At 48.5% G+C, this 12,473-nt stretch carries 14 protein-coding genes and 1 pseudogene; 13 read left to right on the top strand and 2 right to left on the bottom strand.

Translation table 11 applies throughout. The features are described from left to right. Positions 1-14: 14 nt before the first annotated feature. The 6 genes from Q0198_RS03675 to Q0198_RS03700 all read left to right on the top strand — a co-directional run bounded on the left by Q0198_RS03675 (position 15) and on the right by Q0198_RS03700 (position 4,811). Positions 15-632, top strand: coding sequence for a 5-formyltetrahydrofolate cyclo-ligase (locus tag Q0198_RS03675; RefSeq protein WP_297895112.1), 618 nt, complete (start codon positions 15-17; stop codon positions 630-632). Continuing rightward, a complete protein-coding gene (gene rny, locus Q0198_RS03680; protein ID WP_297895116.1) occupies positions 565-2,118 on the top strand; it encodes a ribonuclease Y in 1,554 nt (517 codons plus the stop codon). Before Q0198_RS03675 ends, rny begins: the two co-directional genes overlap by 68 nt. Positions 2,119-2,128: 10 nt before the next feature. Further along, on the top strand, positions 2,129-2,710 hold the full coding sequence (locus Q0198_RS03685) for a lipid-binding SYLF domain-containing protein (RefSeq protein ID WP_297895124.1): 582 nt from the start codon (positions 2,129-2,131) through the stop codon (positions 2,708-2,710). Between the two features lie 480 nt (positions 2,711-3,190). Beyond that, positions 3,191-3,754 carry a DedA family protein gene (locus tag Q0198_RS03690; protein WP_297895126.1) on the top strand — a complete coding sequence of 188 codons (564 nt, stop codon included), beginning with the start codon at positions 3,191-3,193 and terminating at the stop codon, positions 3,752-3,754. A 2-nt stretch (positions 3,755-3,756) separates the two neighbouring features. After that, positions 3,757-4,533: a ribonuclease domain-containing protein gene (locus Q0198_RS03695; protein ID WP_297895128.1), complete on the top strand. Its 777-nt coding sequence runs from the start codon at positions 3,757-3,759 to the stop codon at positions 4,531-4,533. Further along, on the top strand, positions 4,530-4,811 hold the full coding sequence (locus tag Q0198_RS03700; protein WP_297895131.1) for a barstar family protein: 282 nt from the start codon (positions 4,530-4,532) through the stop codon (positions 4,809-4,811). Before Q0198_RS03695 ends, Q0198_RS03700 begins: the two co-directional genes overlap by 4 nt. Before the next feature lie 99 nt (positions 4,812-4,910). Here the strand turns inward: Q0198_RS03700 and Q0198_RS03705 are convergent, their stop codons facing one another. Next, complete coding sequence (locus tag Q0198_RS03705; protein WP_297895134.1) at positions 4,911-5,354, bottom strand: hypothetical protein; 444 nt, start codon at positions 5,352-5,354, stop codon at positions 4,911-4,913. 371 nt (positions 5,355-5,725) lie between these two features. Next, positions 5,726-6,103: a hypothetical protein gene (locus Q0198_RS03710; protein ID WP_297895136.1), complete on the bottom strand. Its 378-nt coding sequence runs from the start codon at positions 6,101-6,103 to the stop codon at positions 5,726-5,728. Positions 6,104-6,240: 137 nt separating this feature from the next. Here Q0198_RS03710 and gap point away from each other — a divergent pair, with 137 nt between their 5' ends. The 7 genes and pseudogenes from gap to Q0198_RS03745 all read left to right on the top strand — a co-directional run. Continuing rightward, positions 6,241-7,245, top strand: a complete 1,005-nt coding sequence (gene gap, locus Q0198_RS03715; protein WP_297895138.1) for a type I glyceraldehyde-3-phosphate dehydrogenase — start codon at positions 6,241-6,243, stop codon at positions 7,243-7,245. Between the two features lies 1 nt (position 7,246). Then, complete coding sequence (locus tag Q0198_RS03720; protein ID WP_297895140.1) at positions 7,247-8,458, top strand: phosphoglycerate kinase; 1,212 nt, start codon at positions 7,247-7,249, stop codon at positions 8,456-8,458. Next, on the top strand, positions 8,455-9,168 hold the full coding sequence (locus tag Q0198_RS03725; RefSeq protein WP_297895142.1) for a triose-phosphate isomerase: 714 nt from the start codon (positions 8,455-8,457) through the stop codon (positions 9,166-9,168). Before Q0198_RS03720 ends, Q0198_RS03725 begins: the two co-directional genes overlap by 4 nt. 292 nt (positions 9,169-9,460) lie before the next feature. Further along, positions 9,461-10,288, top strand: coding sequence for an enoyl-ACP reductase FabI (gene fabI, locus Q0198_RS03730; RefSeq protein WP_297895145.1), 828 nt, complete (start codon positions 9,461-9,463; stop codon positions 10,286-10,288). 23 nt (positions 10,289-10,311) lie between these two features. Further along, a complete protein-coding gene (locus Q0198_RS03735) occupies positions 10,312-10,656 on the top strand; it encodes a hypothetical protein (RefSeq protein ID WP_297895148.1) in 345 nt (114 codons plus the stop codon). 255 nt (positions 10,657-10,911) lie between these two features. Continuing rightward, positions 10,912-12,261 carry a 3'-5' exonuclease gene (locus Q0198_RS03740; protein ID WP_297895151.1) on the top strand — a complete coding sequence of 450 codons (1,350 nt, stop codon included), beginning with the start codon at positions 10,912-10,914 and terminating at the stop codon, positions 12,259-12,261. Next, positions 12,251-12,473, top strand: a pseudogene (locus Q0198_RS03745) (DNA ligase); the annotation flags it as partial. The gene Q0198_RS03740 and the pseudogene Q0198_RS03745, both read left to right, overlap by 11 nt.

Here is a 12,473-nt window from a genome sequence, read left to right on the forward strand (position 1 = left end):
AAAAGGCTTAAGCTATGCAAAAGAATGAATTTAGAAAAATTTGTAAATCGCGCCTAAAATCTCACGCCGCGCGAGCGGCTAGATGCGAGCATTACGCACTTTTATGGCGGCTTGAGCGGCTGATAAAATTTTTAAAAGCGCGTAAAATTTTAATATTTTTGCCGATGAGTTACGAGCCGAACGTTTTGATTTTAAGAAAAAAGCTATCAAAAAGCTGCGAATTTTACGTTCCGTTTATGGTGGATATTAGCTTAAAAATGGTAAGATTGCGCCAGCCTTTTAAAATTTCACGCTTTGGATTGCGGCAGACGCTTCCGCAAAACGGGTATTTTAAGAAGGTCGATCTAGCCGTGGTTCCAGCTATCGGAGTGGATGGCGCAATGGCTAGAATAGGACATGGGAAAGGATTTTACGATATGTTTTTTTCAGGTCTTAAGTTTAAGCCCGCAATCGCGTTCGTGAGTATAAAAGACTGCTTTTGTAGCGAAATTTTATCGCTTGATCACGACGTAAAGGGTGATTTTTACATAACTCCGAGCCAAAATTACCTAAAAAGAGGAAAGTATGATAGAGATTTTAATCGCCTTGTGCGCTCTTGCGGTGGGCGCTGGCACAGGATACTTAGTAGCTAGAAAGATCAATAACGCCAATTACGATTTCTTCGTCGAACAAGCCAAGGCTAAAGCCAAAGCTATAGAATTTGAAGCCGAGGGCATCTTGCGAAATTCTAAAATTTCGGTGCAGGAAGCGGAGTTTGAAGCTAAGAAAAAATACGAAGATAAGGCAAGCAAACTGCAGAAAGAATTTAACGTTAAATTTGACGAGCTCGGCAAAAAGGAGCACGCGCTTCTAACCGAGCAAGAGATTTTAAAAGACAGCAAAAAAGAGCTCGAAAGCGCCAAAAAAGAGGCGAAATTCCTCTACGAAGAGGGCTCAAATTTGAAGAAAAGCTATGAAGAGAAGCTAGCCGAAGCGCTTAAAGTTTTGGAGCGCGTGGCGGGCTTTACGCAGGATGAGGCGCGCGCGCAGGTGCTTAAGAAGGTCGAGGAGCAAAGCCGCACCGACATCGCTCACATCGTGCGAAAATATGAAGAGGAAGCCAAAAAAGAGGCGCGAAAAAAAGCGAATTATATTTTGGCGCAGGCTACGTCGCGCTTTGCAGGCGAGTTCGCCGCAGAGCGGCTTATCAACGTCGTAAATATCAAAAACGATGAGCTAAAAGGTCGCATCATCGGCAAAGAGGGGCGCAACATAAAGGCGCTTGAGATGACCTTGGGCGTGGACGTCATCATCGACGATACCCCGAATGCGATTATCGTAAGCTCGCACAATCTATACCGCCGCGCCATCGCCGTTCGCGTCATCGAAACGCTTATCGAGGACGGCAGAATTCAACCTGCGCGCATCGAGGATATCTACAAAAAAGTAAGCGACGAATTTGAAGCTAGCATCGCCGAAGAGGGCGAAAATATCGTAATGGATCTAGGCCTTAGCAAAATTCACCCCGAAATTTTAAAACTCATCGGCAAGCTTAAATTTCGCGCGAGCTACGGACAGAATGCCCTTGCGCACAGCCTTGAGGTCGCGCATCTTGCGGGCATCATCGCCGCAGAAACGGGCGGAGATCAAAAGCTGGCCAAGCGGGCAGGCCTACTTCACGATATCGGTAAGGCGCTAACTCACGAGTACGAGGGTTCGCACGTGGATCTGGGCGCCGAAGTTTGCCGCCGCTACAAAGAGCATCCGGTGGTGATAAATGCGATCTACGCCCACCACGGTCACGAGGAGGCTACCAGCGTAGAAAGCGCCGCAGTGTGTGCCGCAGACGCGCTAAGTGCCGCGCGCCCGGGCGCTAGACGAGAGGTGCTAGAAAGCTATCTAAAACGCGTTAGCGACATCGAAGCGATCGCGATGAGCAAAACGGGCGTCAAGCAAGCCTACGCGATCAACGCCGGTCGCGAGATTCGCGTCATCGCAAACGCCAAGCTTATGAACGACGATGAGGCGGTTTTGGTCGCTAAAGAGATCGCTTCGGAGATCCAAGATAAGGTTCAATTCCCGGGCGAGATCAAGGTTAACGTCATACGCGAGCTTCGCGCGGTAGAGATAGCCAAATAAGGAGTATGAAATGAAAAAATTTATAATCGCTTTATTTTTGCTTTTTAGCGCGGCATTTGCTGAGGATGAGCTCATCATTGATAGCGCGAGCGCCTATTCGTCGGTGATGCGCACGAACACGCAGTATAAATACCTAGCGCAGCAAGCCCGTGCGATAGTGATATTTCCGAGCGTCAAGAAGCTAGGCTTCATCATAGGCGGAATGTATGGCGAGGGGATCATCATCTACAATAACGACGGCGCGCATAGCGTAAGCGGCGCTGAGATCAGCAGCGCCAGCGTAGGACTTCAGATCGGCTATGAGGATAATTATCTAGTCATTTTCGTAATGCATGACGATGTAATCCAAAAAATGCGAAATTCCCAAATCACGCTCTCGGGCGACGCTACGGCGGTAGCAGGTAACTACAGCGCCGATTCTGGCTCTTTAGACGTGCTAAATCAAGATATGTACGTCTTTACGAATAAAGGCGGGCTGTTTGCGGGAGTGAGTCTGGGTGGTTCGGTGCTGGAGACTAAAAATGACCGCGCTTTTGATCCAAATACTGAGGGCTATGCACTTTTGATGCGAGTAATCGGCGCAGATGAGTAAAATTTAGCTAGAAATGCTAAGGCGCATAGCTTAGCGAAAAATTTTGCTTTATGGGCGTTTTATTAGCAGCTTGGAATTTTGCTCGCGTGATTTCTGCAGAATAATAGACTTAGGTGCGTAATTTTATTGCAATTCTCGGAGTGGGAGGCATTTGAGGATATCGCGTAAATCCTGCGTAATTCGCAAGTTACTTTGAATTCTAAAGAAGTCGAAATTTTGTCATTAAATTTAGAATTGCAAAATTTTACTATTAAATTTTGCGATGATTTTACTTGATGCTTAGAAATTTTATTTTAGAATTTTGCTTAATATTTTGCGGCAAAATTTTATATTTCGCGGCAGCTGCTCGGAATTTTAAATTTAATGTCGCAGCGAAATCGAGTAGTGTCGTGGGGCATTATAGTGAAATTTTCGCACCGAATTTTAAAGCTGCTTTAGTCAAAATTTATAGAATTTTATACGATCTAATGAAAGGATTCGATGGAATCGATGTTTGCAAACCTCCATACGTGGGGGTATTTGATACTGTTTTTGTATTCGCTGGGCGGAGGATTTTTGGCGCTTGCGGCGGCGGGCGTGTTAAGCTCGGCCGGCGAGCTCAATATCGTCTTATGCATCGTAATCGCCTGCATATCGAACTTCATAGGCGATTCTGGGCTGTTTTTAGTAAGCCGCTACAACAAAAAAGAGATCATGCCCTATCTGCGCAAACAGCGCCGGAACCTCGCTCTGGCGCAGATTTTATTTCGTAAATACGGCGACCGCATAATTTTAATCAAAAAATTTATCTACGGCCTCAAAACCCTCGTGCCGATCGCGATCGGTATCACAAAATATTCATTTTTAAAATTTAGCGTCATCAATGTCGTAAGCTCGCTCATTTGGGCGCTTGTGATGGGACTGCTGAGCTACTATGCGGGTGATTTCGTGCGCGAGCTCTATGTGCATATCAAGGACGCGCCGTGGATCGCTCCGCTGGCTCTAGGCGCGATAGTAGCGGCGATCGTGCTCTATTTTCGCTTCGCGACCCGCAAAAGAGGCTAGCGGTGGCAAAAAAGCTGATCCCGCTCGCAATTTTTGTAGTACTTCTTTTGGTGCTAAATTTGATCTCCAATTCGCGCAGCCACGCGGCTAAAGATGAACGGGTTTTTACCTCCAAAACCCTGGATGCTGCGTCGCGTAAAAGCGGCGCGCAAAATTTAAAAAGCGGCACCGATCGTAAAATTTCAAGCTCGCAAAATCCTGCAAGTAGCGTCGGTGCAAAAGATGAGCGCGGCGAAAAGGGCGCATATAGCACGAATATAGACGGTGCAAGAAGCGCAGACGGCGGAGCAGGGCTCGGGGCAGACTTAGGAGATTTAAAATCTCATCCGCAAGCAAACGAGCGCGCCGCGGCAAATTCTAAAGATGAGGCGGATATCCACAGGCGGAGCAGCACAGATTACGAAGCTTCAGACTCGCAAAATCCCGCCGAAAATTCTAAAAATCAGCTCGCGGACGAGCCCTGCATAAGCAAGGAGTGCGTGAGCGCTCATATCCGCCGTACGGGCACTTTGCCGCAAAATTTCATCACGAAAAAGCAGGCCGGCGAGCTTGGCTGGCAGGGCGGCGATCTGTGGCGATACGCGCGTGGCAAGAGCATCGGCGGCGATCGTTTCGGCAATTTCGAGCGCAGGCTACCTGATAAAAAGGGGCGGATCTGGCGCGAGTGCGACATCGAGTATCGCGGCGGCCCGCGCGGCGCGAAGCGGCTGATATTTTCAAACGACGGGCTGATCTTCTACACCGCCGATCATTACGAAAGCTTCGAGCGCGTGCAATGAGTTTAAATTTTAAAACGCGCAGCGCCCCAAAGATCATCATCGACGGCGCAAAGATTAGGCGCAAAGATCAAATTTTCGCGCTGTTTGCCGCAGCGCTGGATTTCAAGCCCGAATATATCGCAAATTTAGACGCGCTCTACGACGCGCTGGGCGAGCGAGGCGGGCAGGTTTTTGTCGTCATCAAAAGGGGCGGAATTTTAAAGCTAAGGCTGGGCAAATTTTATGATATTTTGCTGGATGTTTTGCGAAACAGCGAGGCAAAAATTTTAATACTATGAGTTTGTGCGGCAGCCATTCCGCTTTAAAGCTAAATTTTGCCGAGGCAAAGGGTGGTTTGTTTCGCCGCAGTTTCGAGCGTGCCGTTAAATTTGCGAATTTTATAGCTTATTAAAAGAGGCGATTTTAGAAATTTCGCTCACAAAGCTCACGCGGTCAAATTTAAACTCAAGCCCATACTGCCAATCTTTGCGGCGCGGGTTTTTAAACTCGTAAAGATTAACCGTCTCCGTTTCAAATTTAATCTTAAGCGCGAGATACCAGCAGTCCCAGATCCCGCACGGACAGCCCAGTAGGACGACATCCCGCTCATCTTGCGCCAAATCGGCTTCAAGCGCGGCGCGCAAAAATAGCTCCTCAAAATCGATCAAGCTCAAATAAGCATAGCTTCCCGCGACGCTAGCTTGCCCGTCCTTTGCCGCAAAGCTTTGCTCGTGCTGCCTAATCAGCTCAAGCAAAGGCTCGCCGTTTATTGCAACGACGACTTCGGTAAAGCTTTCGCGCTCAATTTCGTAATCGTTTAGGTAAAATTTAATGCTATCCATGCGGCAATCTCGATAAATGATCTGTTTTGCGCCGTATTTGCACCGGCCTGCTAAAATTTCAGCGCAGTTTAGCGAATTTGAAGTGAAATTCGGTTGAAAATCAAAAATTCGCTGGTAAAGCGCAGATCAAATGGATATTTCGTAAAATTTAATGATTTTGAACTCGCGGAGCTTGCTTTCAGTGAGCACAAACTTAAATTCGCAAAAAAGCTCAATTTGTGTAGATGAAAGAAGCGAAAATAAAAGGTTAAATTTTAGCGCAGATCAAAGAGGTCGAAACGAGAGTTAAATTTTGCTACGGATAAAGAAGCAGAAATGAGGGGTTAAATTTAATTCGCTTTTGCGGGCGCTTAAATTTAACCCCGCCGCGGCTACATCATTTCGCCGCTTTTGTGCTCGTGCTCGGTGTAGGTTACCGGAATATCCTTTTTGCCTTTTCCCGGCGTATACACTCCCTCTCCGCGTTTGAAAAGAAGCTCGATGCCTTCGTCGTTCGTAAGCATTATGCCGCTTGCGGAAGCAGCGCGCTTGAGATTATGCTTTTTACCTTTTTCGTCGGTTAGCACGCCCGTTGCGAACATATCGTTCGAGCTAAGGCTGATGCGCTTATCCCCGGTCTCTCCGAGTAGAAATACGATCGTATGCGTTACGGACTCTTGCTTTTGCTGCGGAGCCGTATCGGCCTTAGGTTGGTTGCATCCGCTTAAAAGCGCGATTGCCGCTAATGACGAGAATACAATTCGTCTCATTTTTTCTCCTTTAAAAAAAGTTCGCGAATTATATAGCCAAAAAGTAAATCCTAGATTTCGCGACTTTTTATTTAATCAAAGATTAACCCAAATTTAGTAAAATTCCAGCTGAAAACATCCCAAATAAGGAGAACCTTATGGCAGTAAAAATCGCAATTAACGGCTTTGGAAGGATCGGTAGGTGCGCGGCTAGAATTGCGCTAAGCAGGGACGATGTAGAGCTTGTAGCGATCAACGATACCGCTAAGCGCGAGCTTACGAGATACCTGCTTCAATACGACACCGTTCACGGCGAGTTTCGTAAAAAAGTAGAAATTATAAGCGACGAATGCATAGCCGTAGACGGCAAAAAAATCCGCGTCTATTCCACCAGAGAGCCTGCGGAGCTTGATTTTGCAGGCGATGGCGCAGAAGCTGTGCTTGAATGTACTGGTGCGTTTTTAACGAGCGAAAAATGCAAGCCATTCATAGATAACGGTATCGGCGTAGTCGTAATGAGCGCGCCTGCCAAGGATGATACGCCTACTTTCGTAATCGGCGTTAATGAGGGTGCTTATGCAGGACAACGCGTCATCTCAAACGCTAGCTGCACCACTAACGGCCTGGCTCCGATTGCAAAAATTTTAGACGATGAGCTTGGCATCGAAAAGGGTCTGATGACGACAATTCATGCTTATACGCATGGACAGAGTCTAGTCGATGTAAAAGCCAAGGATTTTCGCCGTTCACGCGCCGCGGCTCTTAATATCGCTCCGACTACGACGGGTGCGGCAAAAGCGATTAGCAAGGTACTTCCGCAGCTAAGCGGTAAGATGCACGGGCAATCTGTGCGCGTGCCGGTGGCTAACGTATCGATGGTTGATCTAACGGTGCTAACGCGCAAGCAGACGAGTGCTGAGGAGCTAAATGAAATTTTCCGCCGTTATGCCACTAAAGAGATGAAAGGAATTTTGCTCGTAGACGACGATAGTCGCGTCAGCAGCGATTTTTGTACTTCAGAATACTCCAGCATCGTAGCTAGCGACTGCACGCAGGTAATTGACGGCAATCTGATAAAAGTGATGAGCTGGTATGACAACGAGTGGGGATATAGCGAGCGCCTCATCGATTTAGCCCTATATGCGGCAAAAAGAAGGAAATAAGATGGGCGAAATTCTTTCGATTAAAGATTTGAAATTTAAAGACGGCGCGCGCGTTTTTATCAGATGCGATTTTAACGTGCCGATGGATGAGTTTTGCAATATTACGGACGATCGCCGCATCCGTTCGTCTATCCCTACTATTAAATATTGCTTAGATGAGGGCTGCGCGGTAATTTTAGCCAGCCACTTAGGACGCCCGAAAAACGGATACGAAGAAAGACTTAGCCTAAAGCCTGTGGTAAAGAGGCTATCTAGGCTTTTGGAGCGCGAGATAAAATTTGTCTCTGATGTCGCGGGCGAGGAGGCAGGAGCTGCGGTAAATTCGCTTAAAAAGGGCGAAGTGCTTCTGCTAGATAATCTGCGTTTCGAAAAGGGCGAGAGCAAAAACGACGAAGCACTAGCTAAGAGGCTCGCAAGCTACGCGGAATTTTATATCAACGATGCTTTTGGTGTATGTCACCGCGCGCATGCTTCAGTAGAGGCGATTACAAAATTCTACGATGAGGCACACAAAGCGGCGGGATTTTTATTGCTAAAAGAGATAAAATTCGCCAAAGACCTTATTAAAGATCCTGCGCGTCCTTTTGTAGCCGTAACGGGCGGCAGCAAAGTAAGCGGCAAGCTTCAGGCGCTTAAAAATTTACTTCCTAAAGTCGATAAGCTCATAATCGGAGGCGGCATGGCGTTTACGTTTTTAAAAGCCGTCGGATATGACATCGGTAATTCGCTTTTAGAGGAGGATCTTATATCTGACGCACTAAATATCTTGCGCCGCGGCAAAGAGCTTGGGGTTAAAATTTATATCCCCGTCGATGCCGTCGCAGCTCCGCAATGCTCGCAAGACGCCGTTACAAAAAAGGTTACCGTCCAAGAAATTCCAAGCGATTGGATGGGGCTAGATATCGGGCCTGCGACCGTAGCGCTTTTTAAAGAAGCCTTAGACGATGCACAAACGATCTGGTGGAACGGACCGATGGGAGTTTTTGAGATCGATAAATTCGCTCGCGGCAGCCTACATATATCGCACGCGATCGCAGATAGCGACGCCACAACCGTAGTGGGCGGCGGCGATACTGCAGATGTCGTCGAACGCGCGGGCAACGCCGATGATATGACTTTTATTTCTACCGGAGGCGGCGCGAGCTTAGAACTCATCGAGGGCAAGGAGCTGCCGGGCGTGCGAGTGCTTACTGCTAAAACGGAGCTGCGATGATACTAGCGGCGAATCTTAAATGCAACCATACTCGCGCTAGTTTTGAGCAGTACGCTAAAGCTTTAGAGGAAGGCTTAGCGGGCGGAATTTCGCGCGAGGATGAAATTTTGGTTTTTCCTCCTGCTAGCGCATTTTGCGCGAGGGTGAAAAATTTCACCCAAGGCGCGCAAAATTTCTATCCTGCCGCGCACGGCAGCTTTACGGGCGAGATCGGCGGCGATATGCTGGCGGAATTTGACGTCAAAACCGTTCTTATCGGTCACAGCGAGCGGCGCGCCATTTTGGGAGAGAGCGCGGAGCTAATAAGAGAGAAATTCAGTTTTGCCGCAGCACGCGGCTGGCGCATCGTCTTTTGCGTCGGCGAGGATGAGGCGGCATTTGCGCAAAACTGCAGCGAGGAGTTTGTAGCGGCACAGCTTGAGGGTATTGATCTGAAATACCGAAATTTAATACTAGCTTACGAGCCTGTCTGGGCGATCGGTACGGGCAGAAGTGCGCAGTGCGAGCAGATCGAAAAAATGCTGAGGTCTTTACGCACCAAAAGCTCAGCACCTCTACTTTACGGAGGCAGCGTAAATGCGGAAAATATCGCAAAAATTTGCGCGATAAAAGGTTGCGACGGGGTGTTAGTGGGCACAGCAAGCTGGGACGCCTCGAAGTTTTTGGAACTTATACGCGTTGTCTCGCATCGCTATACTTCGTTGCCTTAAAATTTTGCTCGGTCATTACCTAATAGGGTAACTCCTGTCGCAAAATTTTAAGTCGCCTAGTCTAGCTTCGCGATACTGTCGCTATAAAATTTAGTTTAAAATTTGGCGTTTCGCGAGATTTTGCAAATTTTAATTTGTAAAATTTTAAGTCAAATTGTGAAGGATTTTAAGATGGATTTGAATGTTGTTGCAGATTTTGCGACCAAGACTAGGCGTGTAGCCTGTCGCAGGGAGCAAAATCAAAACTCATTCAAAGACACTTAAAAGCCAAGCAAATTTTAAAGGAGAAATAATGATTTTAAAAGGGAAAAAAGGCCTCATCGTCGGCGTCGCTAACGCCAAATCCATCGCTTACGGCATCGCCGAAGCTTGTCACGCCCAGGGTGCGCAAATGGCGTTTACCTACCTAAACGATGCGCTAAAAAAACGCGTAGAGCCGATTGCAGAGGAGTTTGGGAGCAAATTCGTCTACGAGCTTGACGTAAATAACCAAGCTCACCTAGACGGGCTTGCAGATCGCATCAAAGCAGACCTTGGCGAGATAGATTTCGTCGTGCACGCAGTGGCCTACGCACCCAAAGAGGCGCTAGAGGGCGAGTTTGTAAACACTACAAAAGAAGCCTTTGATATCGCGATGGGTACGAGCGTGTATTCGCTGCTAAGCCTCACGCGCGCGGTACTTCCTGTGCTAAAAGAGGGCGGCTCGGTGCTCACGCTCACATATCTTGGCGGACCAAAATTCGTACCTCACTACAACGTAATGGGCGTCGCAAAAGCGGCTCTTGAAAGCTCCGTGCGCTACCTAGCACACGACCTTGGCGCGCGCGGTATCCGCGTAAATGCTATCAGCGCAGGCCCGATCAAAACGCTTGCCGCAAGCGGTATCGGCGATTTTAGGATGATTTTACGCTACAACGAGGTAAATAGCCCGCTAAAACGTAACGTCACGACGCATGACGTCGGCAAAAGCGCGATGTATCTACTCAGCGACCTTGCTAGCGGCGTGACAGGCGAAGTTCACTACGTCGACTGCGGCTACAACATCATGGGCATGGGCGACGTGGCTACCGACGCCGAGGGTAAGACGATCCTTGCGTGGGATGCGGCCAAGGCCGAATAAGCGGCGTGTAAAAAGGGCAAAATTTGACGCGTACGGTATATTACGAGGCTAGGCATAAAGCCATAACAGAGGGCGGCGTAGAGGGTATCGCCGCCGTTTTGCTAGGTGATGACGAGGCCGAGAAAGCCTCGCTTCTGTTGTGTTTAGATTATTACCTTGATCCCTACTACGGCTGCACGCTGGCGCATGAGAGCGAAATTTTCGCCCTTTTGCAGGAGCTGCTTCTTACCGAGCGCTCGCAAGCCATCAGAGACGATATTTTGCAGCTTCTGGGCGATTACTGCGGCGATTTTAGCGTGCTGCGAAGCAGGATTTGCGAGGTGTCAGGCGAGCTTTTGCCGGGTATCAAGCGCTTGATCGAAGGATAAATTTAACGACCGGCACGCTTTTGTGCGCGGTAATTGCGTCGCGGCGAGCGGTAGCGAAATTTGCCGCGCCTCCGCATACGCCTTTTTTTGCTGCGAAAATGCGGCAGCGCAAAATTTAAAAGTTGGAAGCGGCGATGAGAACCTCGGATGAGCGAGGAGCTCTATTAGGCGCGTACCTAAAAACGGCATGGAGATAGAGGATTATTTTAGAGCCGTTTTTGAAAAAAGCGGTAAAAGCTGCCAGGAAGGAGCTTAATGAAAAAGGATTATATCTGCGTATTCGACTGCGAGACGATCCCCGACGTAGCGGCGCTGGTGCGGGTGCTGGATGAGGACGCGATCGCGGACTGCTTCGAGCCTTTCGATAAAAAAAGCTTCGCAAAGCTTCTTGACGCGCAGCTCTCGCAAAAGATCGGCGGCGAGAAGCAAAGCGCGTCTTTAAATTTTGCTGTAAATTCGGCGGAGCAGAATTTTAAAATAGAAAATTCCGAGCAAAATTTTACGCAGCAAGACGCTGCGCCTCAAAGCTTCGCCAGTGAAAATTCCGCTGAAAATCCAACGCAGGGAAATTTTGCGAGCGAAAATTCCATGTCGCAAAATACGGCACCCAAAAATTCTGCGTCGTTAAATTTAACCTACGACGATACCGCGCCTCAAAGCTCCGCAGCACAGGGTGCCGCGATGGAAAATTCTACGCTCCGAAGCCCTGCGCCTCAGAATTTCGCGGCGGAAAGCTCTACGCCTCAAAGCTCCGCATCCCAAAGCTCAAAGAGCGAAAATCTCGCTTTAAATTCCGCGCAAGATCTCGCGTTAAACGCGCTAAATTTTAAAATTTACGGCGAGCAATTGATCTTTAACGCAGATAAAAGCAAAATTTTAAACCAAAAATTGCTCTCGCTTAGGGCGATGGAGATTTTCAAAGAAAAAACCGGCAGCGAATTCCTGCCCGTCTGCTTCCACCGCGTCGTTAGCATTAGCGCCGTGATGGCGGACGGATTCGGCAGATTTTTGCGCGTCTCGACGCTTGATGGCGAGAACGAGCGCGATAAAATCGCAAAATTCCTGACCTTCATCGAGGATTTTAATCCGCGCCTCGTGAGCTTCAACGGGCGCGGGTTCGATCTGCCGATGATTATGGCGCGCGCGATGTGCTATGATCTAAGCGCCGCAGCGTATTTTGAGACGAACGATCGCGATAACAACAAGAGCAAATGGGAGAACTACCGCAGCCGCTACGACGGGCGGTTCCATCTGGATCTGCTCGATCACATCAGCGATTTTGGCGCCGTTCGCGGGCTCAAGCTCGATCATATCTGCGCTAGCGTGGGCCTGCCGGGCAAATACGACGTGCACGGCGATCAGGTCCTGCAGCTGTATTACGGCGGCGAGCAGGCCAAGATCGACGAGTACTGCAGATCCGACGTGCTCAACACCTACTGGCTGTTTTTGAAATACGAGCTTTTGCGCGGCAAGATCACCAAGGACGATTATCTAAATTATATCGCGGTGATGGGCGAATTTTTGCAAAAAGAGTGCGCGGGCATGAGCTATACGCCCGTTTTTTGCGACTTTATAGAAAGGGAGCTGGCGGCATATGCGAAGTGAAATTTTTAAAATTTTAAAAGGCGCGGTTTTTGGCACGGTGTTTTTGCTCTGCGGCGCGGTTGCGGATGAGGCTAAATTTAAACCGATGCTGCTTAAAGAGTACGTCCCGGGCATGAATATCACGGGCTGGGTCGTTAGCGAGAAGCTAGACGGCGTGCGCGCGATCTGGGACGGCAAAAATCTGCGCTCCAGACGCGGTAAGATCATAAACG

Origin of the sequence: uncultured Campylobacter sp. (assembly GCF_938045205.1) — a bacterium.
Lineage (GTDB): Bacteria > Campylobacterota > Campylobacteria > Campylobacterales > Campylobacteraceae > Campylobacter_B.

Coding starts and splice junctions, on each gene's coding strand:
- Q0198_RS03725 (WP_297895142.1), top strand. CDS start 8,455: ATGATACTAGCGGCGAATCTTAAATGCAACCATACTCGCGCTAGTTTT.
- Q0198_RS03675 (WP_297895112.1), top strand. CDS start 15: ATGCAAAAGAATGAATTTAGAAAAATTTGTAAATCGCGCCTAAAATCT.
- Q0198_RS03690 (WP_297895126.1), top strand. CDS start 3,191: ATGGAATCGATGTTTGCAAACCTCCATACGTGGGGGTATTTGATACTG.
- Q0198_RS03700 (WP_297895131.1), top strand. CDS start 4,530: ATGAGTTTAAATTTTAAAACGCGCAGCGCCCCAAAGATCATCATCGAC.
- Q0198_RS03705 (WP_297895134.1), bottom strand. CDS start 5,354: ATGGATAGCATTAAATTTTACCTAAACGATTACGAAATTGAGCGCGAA.
- gap (WP_297895138.1), top strand. CDS start 6,241: ATGGCAGTAAAAATCGCAATTAACGGCTTTGGAAGGATCGGTAGGTGC.
- Q0198_RS03710 (WP_297895136.1), bottom strand. CDS start 6,103: ATGAGACGAATTGTATTCTCGTCATTAGCGGCAATCGCGCTTTTAAGC.
- Q0198_RS03740 (WP_297895151.1), top strand. CDS start 10,912: ATGAAAAAGGATTATATCTGCGTATTCGACTGCGAGACGATCCCCGAC.
- Q0198_RS03720 (WP_297895140.1), top strand. CDS start 7,247: ATGGGCGAAATTCTTTCGATTAAAGATTTGAAATTTAAAGACGGCGCG.
- Q0198_RS03685 (WP_297895124.1), top strand. CDS start 2,129: ATGAAAAAATTTATAATCGCTTTATTTTTGCTTTTTAGCGCGGCATTT.
- fabI (WP_297895145.1), top strand. CDS start 9,461: ATGATTTTAAAAGGGAAAAAAGGCCTCATCGTCGGCGTCGCTAACGCC.
- rny (WP_297895116.1), top strand. CDS start 565: ATGATAGAGATTTTAATCGCCTTGTGCGCTCTTGCGGTGGGCGCTGGC.